Here is a 24023-nt window from a genome sequence, read left to right on the forward strand (position 1 = left end):
GTTATTTCCCAGCAGCCTGCATGTTCTTCAATGCTTGAACAATTTCTTTGTAGGATTTTTCAGGATTCATGTTCATGAAGATCGGCATCCCATTCACAACAGCGATGTTATTTTCCTTGGCCAGTTCCTCCAACTGTTGATTCGGTTTAGCGATCCAGACATACACATCATAGTTATGCAAAATTTCCGGTAACTATTTGAAATCCGTCGCATCAACCGAAATGCCTTTAACGTTATTGGTTTCAAAAAAATCTTTGATTCGACTAGCGGTTGCTTCGCTGGAAGCTACACCCGAACCACATGCAACAACAATTTTAGCCATAATATTTTGCTCCTTGTTTTGATTGGATCAGTTATTTGTTAGCAGCTTGTGTCTTGAACGTATCGACAAAGAATTGATACATTGCTTCAGGATCAGTCGTTGCCTTGAACTTGGCGACAAACGCCTTGTCTTGCAACAGATCCATGAAAACCTGCAATAACCCGACTTGTTGACTGGCATCGGTAATCCCCAAGAAAAACATCGCCGTTGCATCCTCAGGCTCGTTGTAACCCATTTGCAGTACTCGAACTGGTTGAGCGTTTTTGACGATGGCCATAAACGGCTCATTCACGTTCTCAGGATCGGCATGCGGTAACATGACCGAGATCTCAGGAAAAACAACCCCAGTCGGGAACTCATCTTCGCGTTTGTTAAGGGCAGCTTCATAAGTGTCCTTAGCATACCCAGCCGCGCGAATCTTCTTGGCAACATCTCTAAACAGTGTTTTTCGATCGGCAGCGTTTTCGTTGAGAAAAATTAAATCTTTGTGAATCATTGTGCTATAGTCCATCTTTATATCACCTCATCTTTTCGAGTGGCCTTAGCATTTGGAACTTTTTGAGCCTTTCCCTCGTTCCCAAAGCTAATGATAAAGCGCTTACATCCTTTTGTCTACACTGTAAAGTGGAAGTCATCAAGGTTGACAATGGTTCATGAAAGCGGTTAAAATTTGTTCATATAGATTCATAATAATTCATAAATTGGAGGTGTTAACTGTGTCACAAAAACCGGCTAAGTTTGAAAGACTAAATGACATCATCAGAATTTTGCGTGAAACACCGCAAATTAGTGTGGCTGAACTCAGTCGACAAATATTCACAAGTAAGTCCACCTTGCGTCGCGATTTGATTGAGCTTGAAAACACTAACATCATTCAACGCCAATACGGGATGATTCAGCTCCTGCAAGGTAACAACATTGAATTCACCTACGAAAAGCGCCGCAACGAGAATGCGCGGCTCAAGCGGATTATCAGTCATCAAATTGCTGACAAGATTCCTAGCAACGCCGCCTTTTTCATTGACGGCAGTTCAACTTTTTTCAGCTTGCCTGAACTGTTGCACAATCAAGTCGGCCTGCATGTGATTACAAACAACGTCAACATGGGGCTACAATTCAATTCACTGAACAATATCGAAACCATTATCATTGGCGGTAAAATGGCCCCACGATCGGCTTCGACCCTTGGCTCAACGACCATCGAGGAAATCCAGAGTTTCCATCCGGACTTTGCGCTGCTTTCGACCGGTTCCATCGATGCAGGCGGCATTTATGTTGCCGATCCAGAGCAAGCAGCAGTCAAAGAAGCCATGATTGCCAATGCCAAGTGTGTTATCTTCGGCATTGACTCAACTAAGTTTGATCAAAGTGACTACATTCGCATTACGAACATGAATCAAATTGATGAAATCATCACAGATAAAAAGCCAAATGCCGCCTATCAAAATCTATTTGAAAAAAATCATATTCTGCTGACCTATCCGCATGAGTATCGCCAAACACCTAAAAATTGATTTGCTCATCACCATAATTAAAATCATTTTTTCCCCAGTTCAAAGCTAAGTCACTCAAGCTGACTATTCCAAATTTCAGTTGCTTAGAAACCACGATCACGTACAAAAAAGGCAGTTCAAAACGCTCCCAATCGCACCAGTACGCGTGATTGATGAGACCCACGCTCCGGGAAAATAAGTTAACTAAAAGACTCATTTAGTCGCAGTATTTAAAAAGAACCTGCCCGAGCAATTTTTACTCAGGTAGGTTCTTTGTCATATTTGTTTTCTAGCCACCAGCGAAAACGTCAACGGAATTTGTGGCAGATCAGCCGGCATCTGCCAACCATCTTCTTCCTGATTGAACGTCAGCATCGGCAATGCCTGCCAATCGGTGATGGGCTGCTCCCCCAGTGCTTCAATCGTTAAACCAGCCTTCAGTAGCACACTCGTTATTTCTTGAAAATCATGTGCCCAGTTGTGGTTGCGGGTGTGTTGGATTAGCCCTTTCGATCCCGCCGTGTACGAACCATCTGAATCGTAAGAGATTTCGGCCCCGCTGAAATAATTTTGCGTGATGGTAAACCCGTCATTATCCAGTGCGAACAAAAGCGGGTGATTGTCACGTATCATGAAAATCCCGTCTGGTGCAAGTAATGCCGCGATTGAATTAGCCCAATCTTGCAAATCTGGCAGCCAAGTAATGGTACCCGCACTAGTCACGATCACGTCAAACCCCTGAGCTTCATTAGCCAGCGCCTTTGCGGCATAACGCGCATCACTTTGGACATAAGTAATATCCGCGCCGGCCTGCTTGGCAATGTCACGGGCGTAATGTAATGAATTCGGCGAAAAATTAATGCCATGAACATGGACTGCGCCTAGGCGCCACCAGCTCAAAGTGTCGGTGCCAATGTGACTTTGCAGATGCAACAGTCGCTGACCCTTAACCGAATTTGCTGGCAAGTGCGGCAAGAGTACTTCTAAATCGCGCTTAACTGTGCCAGTCACACCGTTTGGATTGTTAATAAAGCCAGCAATGTCACCATAACCGCCACCGGCATGGATGTTGGCGCGGTCATCCCAATTGCTGAGATTGTCTTGAATATCGTGATTTGTTGACATAAAGTTCTCCTTTTTGAGGATGCAAGTTAAAGTCCGTATGGTCCTTGTCATGATGGGAATACCTCAGTGGCTGCGGTTTGTTAGTACTAAAAATATCTCATTTGAAGATGTGATGCAAAATATCAACCATGTGTGAGCTATTTTTTCAATTGCTTGTCGCTTTAATGCCACCCTATCAGCAAAAAACCAACTAATTTTGAAGATTACGAACCAAGTCCATTTAAATATCGCGTGCCACGTAATCGTGAATTCACGCTACCGACTGACGCACAATAACTTGAAATTAATAATTGTTTATGATTACATTTTTACGTCATTTTCACTTGGGTAATGGTTATGAACCTTTATACTGAAATTGACGTCAAAAACGAGCGCGCGTGAACTGGTGCAGTTAGAAACCGGCGTATAAGCAGACTTGGGCGTGATGGCTGCTTCTTCATCATTGCGACCAAAGGCCCTTACGTGATGGTTTCTGCGCCAGTGAACGCATTTAAGGAGGCATTCATATGCACAAAAGCTGGTGGCAAGAAGCTGTTGTTTATCAAGTGTACCCACGCAGTTTTCAAGACAGTAACAATGATGGCATTGGTGATCTAACCGGGGTTGTCGAGCACCTAGATTACATCAAGCAGCTTGGTGTTGATGTTATTTGGCTCAACCCGATTTATAAATCACCTAATGCTGATAACGGCTATGACATTGCTGATTACGAAAAAATTATGGCAGAGTTTGGCACGATGGCGGACTTCAAGCATTTGCTAAACGAAGCACATGCACGTGGCTTGAAAGTCATGATGGATTTAGTGGTTAATCATACTTCTGATGAGCATCCGTGGTTTCAGGCTGCCAAGCAAAGTCGCAACGATCCTCACCATGACTGGTATATTTGGCGCGATCCAGTTGACGGTCATGAACCGACCAACTGGCGGGCTGATTTCGGTGGCTCTGCGTGGACCTATGTGCCAGAAGTCGGTCAATACTACCTGCATCTTTTTGCGACCAAGCAACCAGATCTCAATTGGACGAATCCTGCAGTACGGAAAGCCGTGTTCGACATGATGACATGGTGGTGCAAGCAAGGTATCGATGGTTTCCGAATGGACGTGATCAACCTGATCTCGAAACCCGAGCAATTCACTGATGATCCTTACATCGTTGAACATCCTAATGGCAGTTCATTGGGATTCATTGCAAATGGCCCGCATGTTCATGAATACCTCCGGGAAATGAATCAAACGGTGTTATCAAAATACGATCTCATCACGGTTGGTGAGGCCCCCGGTGTCACACCTGTTTTGGCAGAGAAATATACCGGCTTTGATCGGCACGAACTAGAGATGGTTTTCCAGTTTAAGCATATGGGTCTGGACGATGATCCACAGTTTGGGAAATGGTCCTTGCATCGGCCAAAGTTGACCGATCTTAAGCGCGTGCTTTCCGAATGGCAAACCGACCTGCACGGAAAAGCTTGGAATAGTTTGTATTGGGACAATCATGACCAACCACGAGCCGTCTCGCGTTTTGGTGATGATCGTCCAGCCTTCCGAGTTCGCTCAGCGAAAATGCTCGCCGCAACCTTGCACATGATGGAAGGGACGCCCTACATCTACCAAGGCGAAGAGCTGGGGATGACCAATATCGATTTTTCCTCCATTCACGATTACCGTGACCTTGATACTTTAAATGCCTGGCACGAGCTCGTTGATCAACAGCATGCACTGACCTCTGAAGACATGCTGAAACGGATCCATCGGCGCTCGCGTGACAACGCCCGCACACCAATGCAATGGGATGCCACGCAACATGCGGGTTTCACAAAAAGTACCCCTTGGATCAAGGTCAATCCAAACTATCAGACCATCAATGCAGCGGCTGCATTGGCAGATCCTGATTCAGTCTTTTTCTTCTATCAAAAGCTCAATCAGCTGCGCAAGCAATACCCAGCTCTCATTGTCTATGGTGATTATGAGTTATTGGATCCAGACGACTCAGATGTCTTTATGTATCGGCGTTTTACCGATGATCAAGAGTTGCTCGTTATCAACAACTTCACCGATCAGGAACAATCCCGCCCAATTAGCACGCGCTTGCCTAAAAACGCACGGCTAATGATCAGTAATTATGCTGACGATCGTGGTGACGTTTTGCGGCCTTATGAAACACGCAGCTATCTTGGCGAACGGCGTTAAAGAACCAATATTCAATATCTGTGACAAAAACTAAAGCGTCATTTTAACGCAAAAGTATAACGATGGTTTGGATTAGAACTCTCTGCACCACCTAACCTCAAGTGACAAGGCCAATCGCTTCAGGTCACCACATTGGCCTTTATGAGCGGTCAAATTTTCACCTTGTATGAATAACACAATGAGCATTTCAACGTCACAATTTCGTCACACCTAGTCTGTAGTATTAGCAATATAGAAATGAGCCACCCACTCATTCCTACAAACCCCAACCCAACTTTTTCATTTTTACTCCTCCAAAGTAGAAATCGCCAGCCGGCCTCCCACCGGCTGGCCAATACATAAGCAAACCCGCGTATGAATGCGCGGGTTTTTGTTTGGCTTTATTTAGCAATAGGCACAACTTCCCTAGGCGGTTTATATCATTAAGAACAGGTATTGTGAGTTTGGAGGGGTATTCGTTTTGAAGAAAAGAACATGGGTGATAACAATCACAGGTGTCGCCATTTTATTGGTGATTACATTTGGCGTCATACTCATTCAGAAAAACGACGCAGAACGCCGATTATCATTAGGGCGCTCAAGAGTATCAAGTATATCGACATCAAAAGTGAAAGCGTCAAAGTGGCAAGTCTCTGTTTCGGAAGCACAAAGCACCGCAAACTCAAAATTTTATGCAGATAAAACGTCAAAAGACGCGGTAGCTTCATCAGCCATTGTCGCATCTGAAGCAAAGAGTAAAGCAGAAGCCGTTAATCATGTTGACTTCGATAAGTTGAGCAAAATTGGCCAAGCAAAAGCGGCTATCTATTACGGATTAGGCAACATGCAATATTTTAACGACAAAAGCGTCAGTAATTACCCCGGAGACGCTGTTTATTCGAGTAGCGGCGTTGATGTGGTCTTTGTAAAAGATATGTCCGCAGGCATTGGCAGTACACCTTATTTAGTAGCGCCTCATCTTTCTCAAGTAAGTGCTGCAGCACCAGTATTTTCATACGTCGAACTAGGTATGCAAGCAGATGGTCACCGACCTGAAGGATTGACATATGGAAAAGTTGATGACGACGCCAACGGCTACGTTCCCGATCCTGGACTCCACAATACCGTTGGCGTCTCATTTAAAACGGTCAACGACTGGATTAATTCACATGGAGGCATGGTCGCTGTTCAAAAAATCAACATCAACCGTTTTATTGACTTTGACCAAGAGTAATGCCAATTTTGCCAGGAAACAGCTAAATTGATTCTCACAAATTCAGTATGCAAGCCAAAATTTAAGGGTGATGCCAAGGGTGACTCAAAAATAAAGAGCAATAGCTTAGTCCTTTTTACTAGCTACTCAAATCTGCTATTTTTCTGTATTTGAATAACACAAAGACCATCTTTGCTTCACAATTTCGTCACACCTAGCCTGTAGTATTAGCAACATAGAAATGAGCCACCCACTCATTCCTACAAACCCCAACCCAACTTTTTCATTTTTACTCCTCCAAAGTAGAAATCGTCAGCCGGCCTCCCACCGACTGGCCAATACATAGGCAGACCCGCATGATTTCGCGGGTTTTTGTTTGACTTTAATTAACGATGGATAAAATGCTCCCACAAGGCAATTGGCAGTCTTTTGGTCTTTCGAATTGGACCACGCCTAGTTCTCTCTGTGCTGCTTTACCATACTAAAGTGAGCCAAATCATGAAAGACCGTTAGCCTTTGGCCGGGAATCTATTTACCGTGCATGGGTTGTTCTGTGTTGGTTTTTCGTGCTAAAATAAGTAAATAAAGAGGCGTGCCTGCGGGTAACAGACACGCCCCTAGCAGAGCCGTTTAAGACGGCTGGCATTGAATAACAATCAGGAAAGACCGTTAGACTTCTCCCAGAAATCTAGTGACGGTCTTTTTGATTGTCAAGAATTGCGCGAACAAGGATCACCACTGTGCCAACGAGCAACAGTACAAAACTGCCAAACGCTAACATAATGGTTATTGCATCCGCAACGGACAACCAGACACCTCCCTTCACTGGATTTTGTGCGTGACTCATAAGCACCAGCTCCTGTGATTGGATTTGCCAACCGTCATTAACTTCTCTGCTGTCGCTATCATACCATTCAATTCGGGCGAACGCATAGAGCCGTAAAGGTTACAGGCGTTTTTTATTTTCCGGTTTGAGCACATAAATCGCAATAGATGTCTGGGATTGCCTTTACGATACCGATGTATAAAATTGCCGCTGCTATCATCATCTCAGCCAATTGTTCAAATTTCTACCATGATGGTTTTAAGAAACCGTCTCTACTATAAAAGCTGAAAGTGCTTTTCCACTCGTTGACCCTTTCGCTTAAAAAGATTGAAGCTCCCATAAGCCTCAGTTCCATCAAACCAATACAGCTTGCGGCCAACAATCGTATTCTCTGACTGTAAGGTCACCAAATAATTCACATCCCGACCCAGATCAACCCGAAATCCGGTTGCTAACCGGTCATCAACGATCTCATCATCGTTACCAGAATGGCGTATTTGGACCGGCGTCACCGTTATGTCAGGATTAGCCGGTGAAAAGACTGCGGCTTGTGCGGTAAAATCTTTGAATAGCGTTTCAGATTCCAAACGTGTCAGATGATCAAGAGCGTTGTATCGTGGTGAGAACAACTGCCGGCTCTTCCATATATTTCTCTCAGTAACAGCAAGGCTAGCTACGTTGCCTAACTGATACCCTTCCGCTTGCTTAGTCACTGTCAGGTCAGGCGCAATCTGCCAGAAACGTTTAAGTGTGTGATAGCCAGGGTCGCTAACAACGTCCAGTATCAGCCGCAATCTCTCCTCCGCAAGATTGATTAAATACCGGACAACCATCACTGGTGTTTGCTGGGCGCGATCAATATACACTGCCTTAATCAGCTGGCCGGCGCTAAAATCAATCACCTGATTCGTAACAGGTGTGGCAGCATACTGATACTTCCATGAGTCCTTTGGCAAACTGAAAGGCTTGTGATCCAGCATGACAGTGTTATGAGCTTCAACGGATTTCAGATAACGGCGTTCGGTGCCATCAACGTACGTATATCGGCCGCCATCGACAAGCACGTCATGCCCGTCCATCACCAAATCAAGGTGCCCCAAGGCCGCATGACCATGACCGCTGCCAAGATTGCCATTGAATAAATGCCAATAATCAGCGTTTTCACCCCAGTCTGAGCGCCAAAAGTAATTGCCGCTGATCGGTGCAGCAAATTGTTGGGGAAGTTCGGTTTTTTTGGCTGCTAGTTGCCATGCTTGATGCGCCAGTTCTAATAAAACAAAGTCGAAAACTGGTTCTAATCGATCTTGCAACTGTGCTGGCTGACTTAAGATAGCGGCGGAGCTGTTGAACAAGCTGTCAATCCGAATGGCATCGGTATCACCTTGCTGTAGCAATGTCAGATCGGGTTTGACATATTGCGCCATCATCCACTGCATGGCACGGGTTTTTTGTAAAATATTCGGGGGCACCGTCTGTTTTGCTCGTTGCTGAGCAGCAATGACCGCCAACGAACTGCGCCAAACTTCTAACAAATATAGCGGCGATTGTTCCCACTGCATGCCTTGCGTGTCCACTTGAAGATCCAGTTCTACCTCAAATCGCTGTTGCGCCCAGGTAACCGTGTCGCGATCAACGACGTTAGGGAATCTTGCCGCATACGTTAAAATACCTGACGTGATTAAGATGCCCCAGTTACTGATATCAAACTTTTCCGTGTAGTTTTGGCGGAGATAGTCAGCCTGAACCTTCACCGCATCATGAACAGAAACCGACTCCGATGCATTTAATTGCTCACTTTCCACCAGATTGGCGACAACGGATGTCCAATTTAATAATCGAATGCCTGTGTCAATTGTTCGCCATGTTTCGGGTAACGCCAAATTCTGATCGATCCAAGAAAAAAGAAGGGCTTTCATTTTGGCTTGATATTTAACTTGACCAGTCGTATAGAAAGCTTCCAAAAGATCCAAAAGGTACTCTTGACGTTTTAACATGTACAGCCATTCAGGATCGCCATTAGGCGTCTCCTGCCATTTAATTGGATCCATGGTATAGCTAATCTGAGTGGGTTCCATCGCATAAGGGCTATCGAACAAAAAGATATTATTTAATAACCAATCGGCATTTGTCTTTGCGTCTTTAGTGAGATGTTGTTGCTGCGCTAGTTGCTGAATGTAACTTGCCCAACGCTGCTTTGTCATGCCCTGACACCTCCTTCACCACCCCAGCAATTCCCATCCGCTTAACCGTTATCACTGTCTTTTCAGCGATTTCAACCTGAACATCTTCTTGATTCAAGCTTTGTATGTTACCTAAGATGCCATCAATCAGGACAATTTGATCGCCTATTTGTAAATTAGCGTGCATCTGATCAACAGCATCAGCTTGTTTTTGCATGGCATGACGTTTTGCCAGAGGAATGGCAACCAAATAAAGCAGGCAAACAAGGACGACCATGATAGCTAAAATAATTTGCCAGAAGGTCATCAGATACCATCCCCTTCATCTTGATGTGTCATATCCGGAACCGGCGCCGTTGCTGAATTTGTGTTCATCCTGTCGGGCAGAATCTCAATCAGTTGTTTCGAAAGCGTCAAGGTGTGCTGCAGCTCACCTTCAATCGTGTCATCTTCAAACCCAGTCAAGCTCTTGGCATACAAATCTAACATCAAATTGAGTGGTGCACTTGACCTAGATTGCATAATTAAAGTTACCACCCAGAAAATGTGAAAAAAGACCTGTCCGTTCTTGCTAAAATGGTGTTTGCATAACATACCATCTAGAGAGAAGGACAGGTCCCATGGCCATTATAACCTTAATTGAACGATCTCAGATAGAACTGATGCAACACCACACGATTCAATACATCGCCGCGACCTTAGGCCGCTCTCGTATTTCTATTAGGCATGAGCTTCACCGTTGCCCTGAAGGTGATTACTGCGCCATTATAGCTCAGGATCATGCCGATACTTGTCGGCATCGTTGTGGTCGGCACTCGATTTTAACGCCTAAGTTGAAGCGGATGGTAACTGAGAAGCTAAACCTAGGTTGGTCCCCTGAAATGGTCGGTTATGCCGTTCACTGTGCGCCACACACGATTTACCACTGGATTTATCAAAGACAAGTCGATTTTCAGCCAAGCCAACTCTTTGATCACGGTAAACGTCATAAAAGAAGACAAGACCTTCGGTCGCGCTATAACCAAGCAGTAGGCACCTCAATTGAGATTCGCAGTGAGTCAGCTAATCGGCGAACCGAAAAAGGACATTTAGAGATGGATACAGTTCGCGGTGGTCGCGGGTCAAAGGCTGCTGTTTTGACCATTGTCGATCGGGTGACACGTTTAATGGCGACAACTAAGCTTGAAAACTTATCACAAAATGCTGTTCTCAAGGGATTTGCAAGACTGATGGTGGACTTTCCGGGTCCGGTTCGATCAGTGACGGTTGATCACGGTAAAGAGTTTTCCTGCGATCAGGCGCTTACAAAGCGCTATCGGATACCGGTTTACTTTTGCCACGCCTATCACCCGAATGAACGGGGCACAAATGAACGGTTCAATCGAGAACTTCGCTACTATTTCCCGAAGGGAACACAGTTTGATCAGGTTTCAGAGACCGATATTCAACAAGCCACAGCGCTTATCAATAACAAACCTAGAAAATGTCTCCGTTGGCAAACCCCAGTTCAAGCAGTGAGCAAGCCTCTTTCTAGGTGGTAACTTTATTATTGCAATCTAGGTTGAGATCACATATTGATGTGGCCGATTGCCTTCGAGAACCAAACGCGACACAATCTGATGCGGCGCACCACCAGTCATGTCGGCAAAAACTAAAACCCGTTCATGCTCACTGAGCAACTCGGTTAATTGTTTTTCGAATTTTTCATGCGTTGTTTGTTCATCTAAGTTAAATGCCTTGATCCCTTCAGTTGTACCGATCAGTAACTGGAGGGCAGACAAGACACCATCCGGATAGCGGCCATGACCCACGATCACTATTTCATAATTCATAAATGTTGACTCCTTTTTTAGTTATTCGGTCGTCAATAAAATGTTGATATTTCTTGTTTTTACCTACTCCTGAAAACAGCCGTCTACACATTATGTGACGGCTGTTTGGTATGAGCATTTCACTTCAAGATGCCTAAAACGGAGAGCAGGACACCGGCAACAAATAGCAGAATGACAATTTTATAAATCGTCCACTTCTTCTTTGTGATCAGCCAATAAACAAAATACGTCAGAGCAATTGGCAACATAAACGGCATGATTTTGTCGAGAATCGTTTGAACGGCCACAACCTGTGTTTTCCCTTTGATAACTTGTGAGTATTGCCATGCCAAATTCACTTTTACAAAGGACACGGACAAGCCAGCAATAACGGTTAGCCCCAACATGCTCGCAACATCAGCAATGGCAGCCATCCGATCAGATAGTGTATCAATGATGCTCGTGCCGACTTTCCAGCCGAGGTAGCCCATTAGCATACGAACGCCGAAAGTAATACCAAACAGACACAAGATAAACGGAATTGGCGCCCAAGTCATGCCCTGCAATGCAAGTGACGCAAAGATTGAGCTGAATAACGGTGCCAGTCCAAACTGCGACAAGGCATCTCCAATCCCAGCTAACGGTCCCATCAACGCGAACTTGATCGCGCGGACGTCGTCTTCATCTTGACCACTGTCATACATGGCCAACATAATACTGCTCACAAATGGATAAGGTTGCGGATTGGTATTGTAAAATTCTAAATTAGACGTTGTTACCCGTTTAAATTCAGCTTCATCATTTTTATAGATCTTTCGCAGTTGTGGCATGATGCTATTGGCCATCCCAGTTCCTTGCATCGTGCCGTAATTTTGTCCATTTTGCAGAACATAAGATCGCAAAATGGAGTTTAAGTAATCTTTTTTGGTTAAAACCGGCTTCCGACTAGATGCCATCTTCAATACCCCCTTCATCCCCGTCACTACCATGATCATTTGTGCTGGTACTGCCGCCTTTGTTCTTGTCTGCCCGCCGACCATTATAGTAATTGTTGAAAGCCAGAACGGCACCCGCGAAGGCTAAACCAATAACCGGCATCTTGAGATAAGCCACACAGACATACCCAAGAATCAAGGCCGGAATATATTCCTTCTTAGCCATTGTGCTCATAATCAGCGCAAACCCGACAGCAGGAAGCAACCCACCCGCAACCGTTAAACCGCTAATTAGCCATTGTGGAATTGCCTGAACAAAAACTTTCAAAGCACTTGTACTTAAGGTAGCCGCAAAGCCAAAACAGAAGGCAAACAAGATGAACCCTAATAATGTTGTGTTTGCCAAAAAGTGGAATTTACGATACTTTCCCTCTTCAATTGCTTTTCTTGACCACGCCAGGTTGTTGGCGTTGACCGAGAAAATAAACGTAATCACAAATGGAATCAAAATTGCAAATGGATATGATAGCGATAACGCCGCAGCTGGTTTAAGTCCGCTGATTGAGATCGCCATGATTGTACCAACCACACCTGGTCCCAATGGATTAGGTGGTGTAGAACCACCGGGACCGACGCCGAATCCCATAAACGCCAATTCGGCAGTGGCTCCAAAAACAACAGCTGTTTGCAAGTCACCTAGGATCAATCCGATGCCAAATGAGATAAATAATGCCCGATTAGTATAAATGCCCCATTGCTGGCCGGCAAAACAGAAAGCCGCCCACAGGCCTACCAAAAGCGCCTGAACGATAGAATATGTCATGCTCTTTCCTCCCTAAACGTAAACGCGTTCGCAGGCGCAGGAACCTGCACATAAGGACCCCTAAGCCTAAATGGCCAAAGCCCAGCCTTTTAGGCTTGGGGCCACTTAGGCTCCGGTTTCTAACCGCGCCTGCTCGCGCTCTTCAAATATCAGTGTGTCGCAACATAATCATTTAAATCGAAATCCGAGCCAACATCATTGCCAAGCGGTGTTGTGCGGGTGTTCAAATTTGCGTGATATTTTTCATGCAATGTTCTTAAAGCATTGAGATCATCCGCATCAACTGAAATAAAATTCGTTAAGCGCGTCTTACCATCTTTCATATGGATATTACCCACATTTAGGGCCTTAATCGGCACACCGCCTTCAGCCAGCTTCAAAGCATCTTGCGGGGTTTTAACAATGATGAAAATTGTTTGCCGCGGCGCTGCTTTGAAAATCTTATCAATCTTTTCCGCCAGTGAGAAGAAACGAATGCCCACTGATTCTGGCATCAGTGAAGCCATCAATTGTTGTTGAATATGACTCTTCGCAACCTCGTCATTTGCAACAATGACAAGGTTCACACCAAGATTCGAAATCCATAAACGCCCTTGTCCATGAATGAGCCGCTCGTCTAAGCGAACTGCCTTAATGTTTGGTTCTGCCATCAACATTTCCCTCCATAACGCGCTATTCAGTCTATAAACTGACTGGCTTGCGCTCTGTCTAAACGCGTTCACCTGCCCAAAAACCGGATTGGTTCACGCTCACCAATATAATTGCCAATCTTTATAAAATCTGATCAATGCTTCCATGTAAAAATAGTCTCCCCAGAGATTGCCTTCATCAACACCATGGTTGGAATGCCAAGAGTAAACGCCGTGGCGTAATAACGGTTCAACGGCCTGACCGTCCACGGACATCGCATATTTTTGAATCAACGACTTTAACTGAGCATGCATGGCCACTTGATAAACAGATTTATCAGGATCAGCTTCTGGCAGATACTTCAACATTTCGTGCATACCACACACCGCGATCGCCGCCGATGAAGTGTCACGACTTTGACCGCTGCCTGCTTGAAAAATGAGATCCCAATAAGGTACATGATCAGGTGGCAATCGATTCAAGAAAAAGTGGGTGACCGCTTTGAACGTCTGAAAAGCGCCAGCATCATGTGTATCGTAATAATGCAACGCGGTGCCATAAATCGCCCATGCCTGTCCTCGCGCCCAAGCCGAATCATCCGAATATCCCTGACGTGTCGCACCGCGAACAGGTTCGCCTAAGTCATTGAAGAAATATGTGTGAAAAGTTGAACCGTCTGGCCGAAAAGCAGTTTGTAAAGCGGTTTCATAATGTCGGTCAGCGATTTGCTGATATTGATGATTACCCGTGACTCGAGTTGCCCAATAAAGTAATGGAATATTGAGCAAGGCATCAACAATCAACCGATTTTCGTCTTTAGCGCCTTTTTGTCCCCAAGCCGAATAAAACCGCCTTTATCATTAAATCGCGTCAATAATTGGTCGGACGCTTTGATACCCGCTTCTTTAGCTAGTTGGCTCCCTGTCAATTGATAGGCACTTACAACGGATGGCGAGTATAAGAAGCCTAGGTCATGGTGATCAACAGCGATTCGCTGGTCAATTCGGTTTGCAAAACTTTGAACATTTTTCTCGGCAAGCGCACGATATTGGTCCTTACCTGTATATTCGTAAGCTAGCCAAAGCATCCCCGTCCAAAAGCCATTCGTCCATTCTGTGTTTGGCATAGCGGCATAGCGCTCTTGGACTGTGGAAGGCTCCGGAAAGCTTTCACCCAACACCTTTATGTTCAAGTCGAGGTGCCGAACAACGTTATCTAAAGCGTTAGTGACCGCATGAATGTCAACTGCGCCGGCATTAAAGAAACGCTGTGCATTGGTTAAAGGTTCAATTTTCAATTTGCTATCTCCTCGACGAGCTCACAACCATACGCTTCTATTTCGATCAACGCCGGAAACGGTGAATCATCATCCGCTTTAATCAAATCCGACAATTGAAGCTCGCTGATCCCTTCTTTGTTAATATCGAACATTTGCCGTTGATCTGTTTTAGTAAAGTGAAGCAGCATTTGACTGCCGTCTGAGAGTCGCAAGGTGCCTTGTGTCCAATAACTATCGTGAGGAAAATCCGCGCGTAATGTGATCGCTAAACGCGTTAGCTTGATCGGACGCCCAAATGTGAGCGTGAACCTTGCCGTTGGGTCTTGATTGATCCCCCAAGACTGATACGGAAATTTTCCATGATGATCATTGAGCCGATAACCGTCAATGGCATTACGCGCGGCAAAAGTTGGGTCATGCCTTGTTTCGATATTGGCACTTGCATGTGGGTAAGCACCAGAATGTACAGCCTGATCGTAACTATTAAACGCCACATTGCGTTCTTCTGATACTTCGCTCGCATCTGGCTTCCAGATGCGAATGAGATGTGTTTTACCGGCAAAAGCTGTTTCTGGATAGATACTTTCGTGCTCCGGATGGGTCACGGCAAGCTCGTCAGTTGGAATGACATAATGCCATGTTGACTGGGTAAAATAAAGCAAGCTGGGCACCAATGCGGCATCGACTTGGACCCAGAAGAAACTAGGCAGAAGCTGACGCTCAAACTCAACTTGCACATAATCACCCTCTGCATAGACATGATCCAAGCGCAGATAACCGTCAGACTCACCGTTTCGACTTGTATCAATCACTTGATCCGACGCCGAAAGCAACGCAATTTCCAAAATAGCCGCCTCCTTTATTTCTTTATAGGAAACCCTGTTTCTTTTTGATTACGAGTGTATCTTAACGTGCATTATTTTCCCTGTCAACAAAAAAGTAAACGTATTCACAAGGCGATTATCCATAATGTCGGATTAGTATTGATTTTTTTGCTGATTGTGACTAAAATGATCAGTAGTTTCCAAATAATAAACTCTTACAACTGGAGGGATACGCATGGGCACCACAACAAATGAGTCAAAACCTTATGGGACCGTGCTGATCAAGGCTAAAGATATTTTAGATTTCCTACTTGCCAATACTGATCCACCAACCTTATCTGACATTAGTCGCGGACTGCATGCTTCGAAACCGACCATTTTAAAGATCTTAGGAACACTTGAATCGCTTGGCTTTGTTTGGCGGGATACCACGACAAAACAATATTTTCTAGGCACGCAGTTTGTGCCATATGCGCAGAAAGCAATTGCCACTTTTAATATTGTCAGAGTCGCACGTCCTTACCTCGAAGATTTGCGGGATAAGACGCAAGAAACCATTAACTTAGGGATTGTCCGCGATAATAAGATGATCCTTGTTGAAAAATTGGAAAGCCCCACCAGCATCAAGTTGCAATCAACTATTGGCGGAAGCATGAACATGTACTCATCTGCAATGGGAAAAGCCGTTCTAGCCACGTATGATGCCAAGGAACTACAGGCTTACTTCAAGTCTCACAAACTCACGCCCATGACACCGCATACGATCACTACACCCACAAAACTTCAACAAGATCTAAAAACGATTCAAGAGCTCGGTGTCGCGATCGATAATGAGGAAAACGAGGAAGAAGTTTATTGTCTCGGTGCTGCACTACAAAAAAACGGTGAACTTTATGGTGCCTTCAGCATTAGCACACCGAAGTATCGGCTTCCCAAGGAACGTCGAGCTGCCTTTGTCCGCTTGCTGTTGGACACACGCCACGCAATTGAAAATACCCTTTAACTTTCAAGATACTTTTTGAAATTGTTTACCTTACGCAATCAAAACAAACAGGCCCCAGAAAGACGTTGCCTCGTCTCTCTGGGGCCTGTTTAGTTTGTTCAATTTCTCCTGATTTTTTGTTGAATCGATTCTTTTCGTTTTGGACACTCACATAAAAAATTTGCTTTAGTGGCTTGTGTTCTTTTTGAAAACGTTTTATATTGATGAGGTAGCAGAAAAGGAAACTACGTTTCTATATAAGAAATCACGGAGGGGATTATTTTGGCTTTCCACATGGCAACACGATATGCGCACAGTCCCGAAGACATTAAACACTTTGATACAACTAAATTGCGCCAAGAATTTTTGATGGAGAAGATTTTTAACGCGGGTGATATCCTGCTCACCTATACCTATAACGACCGAATGATCTTTGGGGGTGTGGTCCCTACTGAATCTTCGCTGGAAATCAAATTATCGAAAGAGCTAGGGGTTGACTTCTTCCTGCAACGTCGTGAACTTGGGGTTATTAATATTGGTGGCCCGGGATCTATTATCGTTGATGGCGATAAAGCAGCGATGGTGAAGCAGGATGGTTATTACATTGGCATGGGAACCAAGCAGGTTGTCTTTGCATCAGACAATCCTGCCAACCCAGCAAAATTCTATGTTGTATCCACGCCGGCCCACAAAACTTATCCTAACAAAAAGCTGCCATTTGCAAATGCGCTTGCCAAGCCAATGGGTGATCAACAACATCTGAATAAGCGGACGATCTACAAATATATTGACGCGTCACAAATGGCTACCTGTCAGCTGCAAATGGGCTATACCGTTCTCGAACCCGGCTCATCTTGGAATACCATGCCAGCCCATACACATGCACGACGAATGGAAACTTATATGTATTTTGACTTTGCCGAGCAAGACACCCGTGTCTTGCATCTCTTAGGTGAACCAACGGAAACCCGACATATCGCATTATTCAACGAGCAAGCCGTCGTTAACCCTAGCTGGTCGATTCATTGCGGTGTTGGCACGACCAACTATGCTTTCATCTGGGCAATGTGTGGCGAAAACCAAACCTATGATGACATGGATCAGGTACCCATGAATGAATTACGTTAGCAACAGATACCCCTATCAAAAAGGAGCAATACACATGGCTGAAATTCATCAAACTGAAGAAGAAATCCGGAAACACGAGCAAGAACTGGATCATTTCAAAATGTCACAATTTAATCTCGCGGGCAAGGTTGCGATTGTCACTGGCGGTAACACTGGTTTAGGCCAAGGTTACGCTGTTGCTATGGCGGAAGCTGGCGCTGATATCTTTATCCCAACCTTTGGCAAGGCCGAGTGGGACAACACGCGGCGTTTAATTGAAAAGCGTGGGCGTAAAGTCGCATTCATGGACGTCAATCTCACCGCGCCAGGAAGTGCAGAAGCAGTTGTTGCAGAAGCCATCAAGCAGATGGGCCATATTGATATCTTAGTGAACAATGCGGGGATGATTCGCCGCAATCCACTACTTGACTCCAAAGATAAAGATTGGGATCAAGTGATTGCGATTAATTTAAGCAGCGTCTATCACTTGTCCTTAGCAGTTTCAAAGGAATATGCCAAACAACGATCTGGCAAGATCATCAACATCGGCTCCATGCTCTCTTTCCAAGGTGGCAAATTTATTCCTTCTTATGCCGCAAGCAAACACGGCGTCGCAGGTTTAACGAAGGCTTTTGCTTCAGAAATGGGTGCGTATAATGTCCAAATCAATGCGATTGCTCCAGGCTACATTAAAACGGAAAACACCGCACCGATTCGCGCGGACAAAGCGCGTAACGATGAAATTTTGGAACGAATTCCAGCTCGTCATTGGGCAGAACCTTACGAACTAATGGGCATTGCCGTTTTCTTAGCGAGTGATGCTTCAAACTATATCAATGGCGCTATTGTTCCAGTTGACGGTGGTTATTTGGTTAGCTGAATTCGTTTTGAACCATTTTTTCGGTTAAATGTATTGACTTCGATTATGACGTATCGTCCTGCTTGAAGCTCTTTTGCGAAAAACCCATCCTCTGGAAAGAAGAATTCATCATGCAAAAATATGATTTTTTGAATCGGTTAATTGCCACTGGCTGTGTTGCCGTTGTTCGCGGTGATAACACCCAAACCGCCATTAAGACTTGTGATGCCGTTATTGCTGGCGGGATTACCGGCATTGAACTAACTTTTACGGTGCCGCATGCCAATGAAGCGCTTGAGACCTTAACCGAAAAATACGCCGGTCGTCAAGATGTCGTCATCGGTGCAGGAACCGTTCTTGACCCTGCTACTGCCCGACTTGCCATCATCGCTGGTGCCAAGTTTATTGTGAGTCCCAGTTTTAATCCTGACGTTGCAAAAATATGTAACCTTTACGCTATTCCATATACCCCTGGCGTTTTCACCCCAACCGAAATTCAAAGTGCCCTTGAAGTAGGCGTCGATCTTGTCAAAATTTTTCCTGGCAGTGTCGCCGGGATCAATATGGTGAAAGCTTTACACGGCCCATTCCCGAACTTAGCCATGATGCCAACCGGTGGCGTTTCATTAGCAAACATCACTGACTGGTTTGAAGCCGGCGTGATGCTGGTGGGTGCCGGTTCTAATCTCGTAGATGGCGCCAGTCAAGGCGACTACGAAAAAGTAACCGTCACCGCACAACAATATCGCGCCAAAATTGCCCAAATTAAGGATACAAGGAGATGATGGCATGCCAACAGTACTGACACTCGGCGAAATGATGCTGCGATTAAAGCCCACCAATCAACAACGAATCCTCCAAACATCAGCATTCGCGGCTGATTATGGTGGCGCAGAGGCCAATGTTGCTGCGTCGCTGGCTTTACTTGGTGATCAAGTACAATATTTAACCAAACTCCCCGAAAATTCGCTGGGACACACCGCCCGCAACACGATTCGCGGCCTGGGTGTTGATACCCAGAAAATCCTTTGGGGTGGTCCTCGACTGGGCATCTATTTCTTTGAAAAAGGTGCAAGTGTACGGAATACAAATGTTGTCTATGATCGCGCGGGCAGTTCTTTTGCCACGATGAAAGCAGACGAATTTGACTGGCCGGTTTTGCTAAACGATATCAACTATTTTTATTTTTCCGGCATTACCCCAGCCATCGGGTCAGAACAACAAGCGGCCGTTTTTGCTGCCTGCCAGTATTGTTCCGATCACAACATCACGGTTATTTGTGACATGAACTTTCGTGAAAAAATGTGGTCCCCTGAAGCAGCCCAAGCATTCTTCAAAACTGTCATGCCGTTTATTGATGTCTGCATTGCTAACGATGAGGACTTTGAAGCAACCTTGGGCATCAAGGCGTTTGATGGGAATATGGCAACCGGCATTGACCAACTTGCGGATTTTAAAGAAGGTATGCTCGAAGTTACCCGACGCTGGCCAAATGTCCACACAGTTGCCAGTGTCGTTCGTAACATTCATTCCGTCGAAGAAAGTCAATGGACCGCTCTCCTGATTCAAAATGATAAAGTCTACCAAGGTCCTACGTTTGATATGCATATTTTTGAGGGCGTTGCGGCTGGAGATGCGTTTGGCGCCGGATTAATCCACAGTCTCATTCATCATTTTGAACCACAACAGACCATTAACTACGCCATTTCAGCAAGTGTCCTAAAGCTGACAATTGGCGGTGATCTCAACTTGGTGACAAATGCTGAAGTTGAGGCCAGCATGAAGACTAATAGCGGAGTCAATCGATAGTGTTTTGCAGTCATTAAAGACCGGTTAGATTTCTGGCAGAAGTCTACCGGTCTTTTTCGATGCCTAACGCCCACCTTCAAGCAGCTTACCGATCAACGAGCTCTACAAATACTTACTGCCTTCCCGCATTGCCAATGGACTGAGCGAATGGGCAGCCATAAATGCGAGCACCCAATCTGGGTCAAACTTACTATACTGCCGCAAAGACCACCCGATGGCCTTCTGAATAAAAAATTCATTCGTGTCCAAATCAGCCAAGATAGCTTTGCTAAGCAGCGCCGTATCCATCGTTTCTTTTTCCAGCAGTTGTAAATTAATCCCGATACGTCGTAACCAAAAATTCGGTTGATCGAAAAACAAATTAAAGACAGCCAGTTTCTGATCAGGGTGCAGCTTCACATAGTCCGCAAAAATCTTACGCCAAGCATCCACTGTATCCCACCAGCTTTTCTGCACAACAAGTTGTCGAAAAGCCTGCATATCCGAAAAGTGCCAGCGCTTGATGTGATAAAGCGCCAAATCAATTGCCACATATTGGTATTCCCGGGCATCGCGTTGATACAACGCATCAATCCAAACTCGAATCGTTGGTAAGTCCTCACCGCGACTGGCTTTAAGCAACGGTTTCGTATGTGCCTTGCGTTCCGGTGTTTTGATTCCTAAAAATGGAAATTGATGCTTCATATACTTCGCCATTTGCGGCGCTTGTGTTGGATCGCCGCTTAGTTCAAAATCTAAAGACTGCATATGTTTTCTCCAACCATCTACAAAAAGTACGATGCTCTCGCCAACGAGAACATCGTACTTTTTGAATGCTATCCACGATGTGCGTCCAGAATCTCTGGGCCATGTGTTGTGCCAACCACCACGGTTTTGACCAAATCTAAGAACAAGCCGTGCTCCACAATACCGACCTGCTTATTCAGCCATTCAGCCAGCAGATGCGGGTGCTCGATTTTGCCCAGATGCAAGTCAATGATATAGTTCTTGGAATCTGTCAACGCCTTGCTCCCATCTTCATTTAAGCGGTATGCCGGTTTAAGTCCTTCGTCGGCCAACCGTTGCAACAGCTTGCCGCTGCCAAAAGGGATCACTTCAAGCGGCAGTGGAAATTTGCCAAGGGTATCGACCAACTTGGTTTCATCCACGATCCAGATGTTGCGGGCCGTGTTGATAGCAACGATCTTTTCGATTAAGTGCGACCGGCCGCCACCCTTGATACCCTGAAAGTGCTTGTCGACTTCATCGGCGCCATCAATCGTCAAATCAATCTGGCCAACCTCGTCCAGTGCTTTCATTGGGATGCCCAGCGATTCTGCTTGTTTACGCGTACGAACACTGGTGGCGACACCGGTGAGATTGAGATGCTCGTCTTTGATTCGTTGCGCAATCGCTTCGACCAAATAAACCACTGTCGAACCTGTCCCCAAACCAATTGTCATACCGTCTTCAACAAACTCAGCTGCTCTTTGCGCGGCTTCCTGCTTCAACTTATTCTGGTCCATGGCCAACCATCCTTTTCGCTTAGTTGCCTTCATTATAATATGAATCGGTCGACAGATGGCGAGTTGTGTAGAAAAAGCCAAATTAATAGATCCGCAAGTTTGACCACGCGGCATCCTGCTTGTTGGCCGCACGCCTTTACCCAAAAGGTACAAAAGATCACGTTGGTTGATACAAACTCGTATAAACAAACGATGCCGTCGCGTTCTTGACGCCATTGACGACCAATGGATACTCGGCCAACTGATATCTCTGGGTGTTCACAACATCGACTTGCTGGCCAATGCCGGAAGTGTTTTTAGCCGTAATTCGATAATGGCCAGCAGCAATATTGGTTTCGAGTTTATAAACAGCAGCGGCTGGTTTCAGCTTGTACACTTTGCCAGTGCTTAGACTTGTCAGCGTTACCTTCATGCCAGCGGCTTGGTGAACTTGAACTGATAGGTAATTTGATGCACCGTTCAAACTGATTTCTTCGGACATCACTGTATTTGGTGCAACTAGTTGCGGCTTTGCATGATATTGCGTGGAAAGTTGAGAACGTTGCGCTGCCACAACGATCGTATTCGGATAGTCCTTCGCTAACAACCCCGAAAACGTGCTCAGCCCAAGAATAGCGGCCAAGGCAAATCCAACTGCCAACCGATTGCGCGTCCGTTTAGGAATGACAACACGTTTGCGCGCCGTATTAGGCAAAGCTCCTAGGGCAAAAAGAACAAGCGGCACGATCGCCTGGCCGTATCTTTCTTCAGTTTCCCATAACAAGGTATGGAAGGCGAGATATCCAAGTGCGGTGACAATCGCCAACAGTCCTATCAAGGCAGTTTCATCACGTAAATCTGGCCGCCATGCCAGCAACCGAATGATTAATGTCAACCAAAGCACAATCGTGACAACTTGATAACTCACAGCCGTAACTGCTCTCAGAAATTGTAAATGCTGATCGTACCAAGTCGGCGCCGATTGGAATCCGCCATTGTACCAATCTTGGATGGATCTGACATTAAGGAGAATCCCTATTTTGACAAGCCAAAGCTTCATTAATCCAAAGACGCCGAGCTTCTTAACTCGAGTTTGAATCGTTTGAATGTCGTATTGCTCAACTGCCTGTTTATCTTTTAAGGTAATCGCTTTTTCAATATCCTTGGTGCTATACATCCCGTCAGAGTTTGTATTCACGCCCATTAGCATCCAAGACGTAACCGGCAGTTCATACGCAGCATTTGGATGGAAATTAGCCGCAGTATGAATCACCTGTGTCGTTGGCACGCTCAGGCCGAAACCAGCAACAATCAAAAGAAAAGGCACAGTCAACTTAGTAGTTCTTAGAAGTTTTCGATGCCACAGGATCACAACGATGATGAAAAGTGCTGGCAAGAGAACAATCAAATTTGGTTTTAGCAATTGACCGACTAAGACAAGCATCGTCAAGCCGATGCCGGCACAAATTCGTTGCAGGTTACTCTTGATTCGCCATCGCCATAAGATCCGAAAAATCATGAGTAAAATGAGCATAGAAGGCAGATCGGAATAAAAGACCTGTAAATAGTAAGTGTACGCGAAGGGACTTAAGACTAGGAATGTAAAGCCGCCTAACACGATGCTATTGCGCTCGCTCAATTGTTTCAAAGTTACTAAGGTCATGATGATAAATGTATCTAACAAAGTGATGGTCAGTATATGACTCGCAACGTTCGTTGACATCCCCACCAAGCTCGTCAGCCTGAACCAAAGCGAGAGCAAGTAGGTCAGCGAAACATTGTTGGGATAACGCCAGAAGTAAGTCGTGTTCCAAATGTTGTGCCCTGCCGCCATTTGATCAGCCTGTGACAAAATTCGGTACGGATCATGGTAAATCGTGTCTGGCAGAAAGATCAGAATCAAAACTTGCCCCACGAGCATCAGGGTTAAACCAATTCCGATCATTATCCGCATTTGCCTAGCAGTCAATCGATTAACCAACGGACCTAAGTTGTGTGCAGCTGCGAAAGTAACGACACTGATGAGCAGGACAACGGCACCCCACAAAACAGCACCAGATTTCATTAAATTGCCGCAAATGCCGATAATCAGACAAATTGCTAGGAAAACTGCCATCCATGAATGTTTAGCCATTTTTGTCATTTTTATCACT

The 24023-nt window shown here is 45.3% G+C and carries 21 protein-coding genes and 4 pseudogenes; 9 read left to right on the plus strand and 16 right to left on the minus strand.

All coding sequences use genetic code 11. From position 1 onward, the window contains the following. Nucleotide 1: 1 nt before the first annotated feature. Together LBPC_RS13580 and LBPC_RS13585 are read right to left on the minus strand one after the other, a co-directional pair. A pseudogene (locus LBPC_RS13580) lies at nucleotides 2–322 on the minus strand (PTS sugar transporter subunit IIB). A gap of 31 nt (nucleotides 323–353) precedes the next feature. Continuing rightward, the gene (locus LBPC_RS13585; RefSeq protein WP_003576630.1) at nucleotides 354–833 is read right to left on the minus strand and encodes a PTS sugar transporter subunit IIA; all 480 of its coding nucleotides are present in this window, start codon (nucleotides 831–833) and stop codon (nucleotides 354–356) included. A gap of 205 nt (nucleotides 834–1038) precedes the next feature. Between LBPC_RS13585 and LBPC_RS13590 the strand changes: the two genes are divergently transcribed. Continuing rightward, on the plus strand, nucleotides 1039–1836 hold the full coding sequence (locus LBPC_RS13590; protein ID WP_016365829.1) for a DeoR/GlpR family DNA-binding transcription regulator: 798 nt from the start codon (nucleotides 1039–1041) through the stop codon (nucleotides 1834–1836). A 255-nt stretch (nucleotides 1837–2091) separates the two neighbouring features. Here the strand turns inward: LBPC_RS13590 and LBPC_RS13600 are convergent, their stop codons facing one another. Then, nucleotides 2092–2940, minus strand: a complete 849-nt coding sequence (locus LBPC_RS13600; RefSeq protein WP_032781161.1) for a class I SAM-dependent methyltransferase — start codon at nucleotides 2938–2940, stop codon at nucleotides 2092–2094. Nucleotides 2941–3446: 506 nt separating this feature from the next. Between LBPC_RS13600 and LBPC_RS13605 the strand changes: the two genes are divergently transcribed. Both LBPC_RS13605 and LBPC_RS13610 read left to right on the plus strand, forming a co-directional pair. Further along, nucleotides 3447–5129 (plus strand): glycoside hydrolase family 13 protein, encoded by a 1683-nt coding sequence (locus tag LBPC_RS13605; protein WP_003662562.1) that lies wholly within the window; start codon nucleotides 3447–3449, stop codon nucleotides 5127–5129. 460 nt (nucleotides 5130–5589) lie between these two features. After that, nucleotides 5590–6342: a hypothetical protein gene (locus LBPC_RS13610; protein WP_003662559.1), complete on the plus strand. Its 753-nt coding sequence runs from the start codon at nucleotides 5590–5592 to the stop codon at nucleotides 6340–6342. Between the two features lie 667 nt (nucleotides 6343–7009). Here LBPC_RS13610 and LBPC_RS13615 read toward each other — a convergent pair. The 4 genes and pseudogenes from LBPC_RS13615 to LBPC_RS13630 all read right to left on the minus strand — a co-directional run. Further along, nucleotides 7010–7168, minus strand: a complete 159-nt coding sequence (locus LBPC_RS13615) for a putative holin-like toxin (RefSeq protein ID WP_003567918.1) — start codon at nucleotides 7166–7168, stop codon at nucleotides 7010–7012. 254 nt (nucleotides 7169–7422) lie between these two features. Then, nucleotides 7423–9348: a heparinase II/III family protein gene (locus tag LBPC_RS13620; protein WP_032781159.1), complete on the minus strand. Its 1926-nt coding sequence runs from the start codon at nucleotides 9346–9348 to the stop codon at nucleotides 7423–7425. Continuing rightward, on the minus strand, nucleotides 9287–9634 hold the full coding sequence (locus LBPC_RS13625) for a preprotein translocase subunit YajC (RefSeq protein ID WP_003662554.1): 348 nt from the start codon (nucleotides 9632–9634) through the stop codon (nucleotides 9287–9289). The genes LBPC_RS13620 and LBPC_RS13625 overlap by 62 nt, the downstream gene beginning before the upstream one ends. Then, nucleotides 9634–9837: pseudogene (locus tag LBPC_RS13630) on the minus strand (PTS fructose transporter subunit IIA); the annotation flags it as partial. The pseudogene LBPC_RS13630 and the gene LBPC_RS13625, both read right to left, overlap by 1 nt. Before the next feature lie 110 nt (nucleotides 9838–9947). Between LBPC_RS13630 and LBPC_RS13635 the strand changes: the two are divergent. Beyond that, on the plus strand, nucleotides 9948–10868 hold the full coding sequence (locus LBPC_RS13635; RefSeq protein ID WP_003574021.1) for an IS30 family transposase: 921 nt from the start codon (nucleotides 9948–9950) through the stop codon (nucleotides 10866–10868). 18 nt (nucleotides 10869–10886) lie between these two features. Here LBPC_RS13635 and LBPC_RS13640 read toward each other — a convergent pair. From LBPC_RS13640 to LBPC_RS13665, 6 genes and pseudogenes are all read right to left on the minus strand, one after another. After that, nucleotides 10887–11159: pseudogene (locus LBPC_RS13640) on the minus strand (PTS sugar transporter subunit IIA); the annotation flags it as partial. A 119-nt stretch (nucleotides 11160–11278) separates the two neighbouring features. Then, nucleotides 11279–12094, minus strand: coding sequence for a PTS system mannose/fructose/sorbose family transporter subunit IID (locus LBPC_RS13645; protein WP_003567930.1), 816 nt, complete (start codon nucleotides 12092–12094; stop codon nucleotides 11279–11281). Beyond that, nucleotides 12084–12896, minus strand: a complete 813-nt coding sequence (locus LBPC_RS13650; protein WP_003662546.1) for a PTS mannose/fructose/sorbose/N-acetylgalactosamine transporter subunit IIC — start codon at nucleotides 12894–12896, stop codon at nucleotides 12084–12086. Before LBPC_RS13650 ends, LBPC_RS13645 begins: the two co-directional genes overlap by 11 nt. Before the next feature lie 149 nt (nucleotides 12897–13045). Further along, entirely contained in the window at nucleotides 13046–13546 is a 501-nt protein-coding gene (locus LBPC_RS13655) for a PTS sugar transporter subunit IIB (RefSeq protein ID WP_016365415.1), read from the minus strand. A gap of 99 nt (nucleotides 13547–13645) precedes the next feature. Beyond that, nucleotides 13646–14823 (minus strand): annotated as a pseudogene (locus LBPC_RS13660) (glycoside hydrolase family 88 protein). Next, nucleotides 14820–15650 (minus strand): hypothetical protein, encoded by an 831-nt coding sequence (locus LBPC_RS13665; RefSeq protein WP_003662539.1) that lies wholly within the window; start codon nucleotides 15648–15650, stop codon nucleotides 14820–14822. Before LBPC_RS13665 ends, LBPC_RS13660 begins: the two are co-directional and overlap by 4 nt. A 214-nt stretch (nucleotides 15651–15864) precedes the next feature. Between LBPC_RS13665 and LBPC_RS13670 the strand changes: the two genes are divergently transcribed. The 5 genes from LBPC_RS13670 (at nucleotide 15865) to LBPC_RS13690 (ending at nucleotide 20386) form a co-directional block, all read left to right on the plus strand. Continuing rightward, nucleotides 15865–16632, plus strand: coding sequence for an IclR family transcriptional regulator (locus tag LBPC_RS13670; protein WP_003662537.1), 768 nt, complete (start codon nucleotides 15865–15867; stop codon nucleotides 16630–16632). Nucleotides 16633–16893: 261 nt separating this feature from the next. Beyond that, nucleotides 16894–17739, plus strand: coding sequence for a 5-dehydro-4-deoxy-D-glucuronate isomerase (gene kduI / locus LBPC_RS13675; RefSeq protein WP_003662536.1), 846 nt, complete (start codon nucleotides 16894–16896; stop codon nucleotides 17737–17739). A gap of 34 nt (nucleotides 17740–17773) precedes the next feature. Then, the gene (gene kduD / locus LBPC_RS13680) at nucleotides 17774–18598 is read left to right on the plus strand and encodes a 2-dehydro-3-deoxy-D-gluconate 5-dehydrogenase KduD (protein ID WP_016365419.1); all 825 of its coding nucleotides are present in this window, start codon (nucleotides 17774–17776) and stop codon (nucleotides 18596–18598) included. 110 nt (nucleotides 18599–18708) lie between these two features. After that, on the plus strand, nucleotides 18709–19362 hold the full coding sequence (locus LBPC_RS13685) for a bifunctional 2-keto-4-hydroxyglutarate aldolase/2-keto-3-deoxy-6-phosphogluconate aldolase (RefSeq protein ID WP_003567945.1): 654 nt from the start codon (nucleotides 18709–18711) through the stop codon (nucleotides 19360–19362). A gap of 4 nt (nucleotides 19363–19366) precedes the next feature. Then, the gene (locus LBPC_RS13690; protein WP_003662531.1) at nucleotides 19367–20386 is read left to right on the plus strand and encodes a sugar kinase; all 1020 of its coding nucleotides are present in this window, start codon (nucleotides 19367–19369) and stop codon (nucleotides 20384–20386) included. Nucleotides 20387–20488: 102 nt separating this feature from the next. Here LBPC_RS13690 and LBPC_RS13695 read toward each other — a convergent pair whose 3' ends face one another. The 3 genes from LBPC_RS13695 to LBPC_RS13705 all read right to left on the minus strand — a co-directional run bounded on the left by LBPC_RS13695 (nucleotide 20489) and on the right by LBPC_RS13705 (nucleotide 24013). Beyond that, complete coding sequence (locus LBPC_RS13695) at nucleotides 20489–21133, minus strand: DNA alkylation repair protein (protein ID WP_003662529.1); 645 nt, start codon at nucleotides 21131–21133, stop codon at nucleotides 20489–20491. A 68-nt stretch (nucleotides 21134–21201) separates the two neighbouring features. Then, complete coding sequence (rpiA, locus tag LBPC_RS13700) at nucleotides 21202–21891, minus strand: ribose-5-phosphate isomerase RpiA (protein ID WP_016365420.1); 690 nt, start codon at nucleotides 21889–21891, stop codon at nucleotides 21202–21204. Between the two features lie 157 nt (nucleotides 21892–22048). Then, entirely contained in the window at nucleotides 22049–24013 is a 1965-nt protein-coding gene (locus LBPC_RS13705) for a hypothetical protein (protein WP_003662524.1), read from the minus strand. Nucleotides 24014–24023: the final 10 nt, after the last annotated feature.

It is taken from the genome of Lacticaseibacillus paracasei subsp. paracasei, assembly GCF_000829035.1.
GTDB classification, from domain to species: domain Bacteria; phylum Bacillota; class Bacilli; order Lactobacillales; family Lactobacillaceae; genus Lacticaseibacillus; species Lacticaseibacillus paracasei.

Coding starts and splice junctions, on each gene's coding strand:
- LBPC_RS13605 (WP_003662562.1), top strand. CDS start 3,447: ATGCACAAAAGCTGGTGGCAAGAAGCTGTTGTTTATCAAGTGTACCCA.
- LBPC_RS13690 (WP_003662531.1), top strand. CDS start 19,367: ATGCCAACAGTACTGACACTCGGCGAAATGATGCTGCGATTAAAGCCC.
- LBPC_RS13655 (WP_016365415.1), bottom strand. CDS start 13,546: ATGGCAGAACCAAACATTAAGGCAGTTCGCTTAGACGAGCGGCTCATT.
- LBPC_RS13695 (WP_003662529.1), bottom strand. CDS start 21,133: ATGCAGTCTTTAGATTTTGAACTAAGCGGCGATCCAACACAAGCGCCG.
- LBPC_RS13635 (WP_003574021.1), top strand. CDS start 9,948: ATGGCCATTATAACCTTAATTGAACGATCTCAGATAGAACTGATGCAA.
- LBPC_RS13645 (WP_003567930.1), bottom strand. CDS start 12,094: ATGGCATCTAGTCGGAAGCCGGTTTTAACCAAAAAAGATTACTTAAAC.
- LBPC_RS13620 (WP_032781159.1), bottom strand. CDS start 9,348: ATGACAAAGCAGCGTTGGGCAAGTTACATTCAGCAACTAGCGCAGCAA.
- LBPC_RS13685 (WP_003567945.1), top strand. CDS start 18,709: ATGCAAAAATATGATTTTTTGAATCGGTTAATTGCCACTGGCTGTGTT.
- LBPC_RS13585 (WP_003576630.1), bottom strand. CDS start 833: ATGGACTATAGCACAATGATTCACAAAGATTTAATTTTTCTCAACGAA.
- LBPC_RS13600 (WP_032781161.1), bottom strand. CDS start 2,940: ATGTCAACAAATCACGATATTCAAGACAATCTCAGCAATTGGGATGAC.
- kduD (WP_016365419.1), top strand. CDS start 17,774: ATGGCTGAAATTCATCAAACTGAAGAAGAAATCCGGAAACACGAGCAA.
- LBPC_RS13615 (WP_003567918.1), bottom strand. CDS start 7,168: ATGAGTCACGCACAAAATCCAGTGAAGGGAGGTGTCTGGTTGTCCGTT.
- LBPC_RS13705 (WP_003662524.1), bottom strand. CDS start 24,013: ATGACAAAAATGGCTAAACATTCATGGATGGCAGTTTTCCTAGCAATT.
- LBPC_RS13625 (WP_003662554.1), bottom strand. CDS start 9,634: ATGACCTTCTGGCAAATTATTTTAGCTATCATGGTCGTCCTTGTTTGC.
- LBPC_RS13650 (WP_003662546.1), bottom strand. CDS start 12,896: ATGACATATTCTATCGTTCAGGCGCTTTTGGTAGGCCTGTGGGCGGCT.
- rpiA (WP_016365420.1), bottom strand. CDS start 21,891: ATGGACCAGAATAAGTTGAAGCAGGAAGCCGCGCAAAGAGCAGCTGAG.
- LBPC_RS13670 (WP_003662537.1), top strand. CDS start 15,865: ATGGGCACCACAACAAATGAGTCAAAACCTTATGGGACCGTGCTGATC.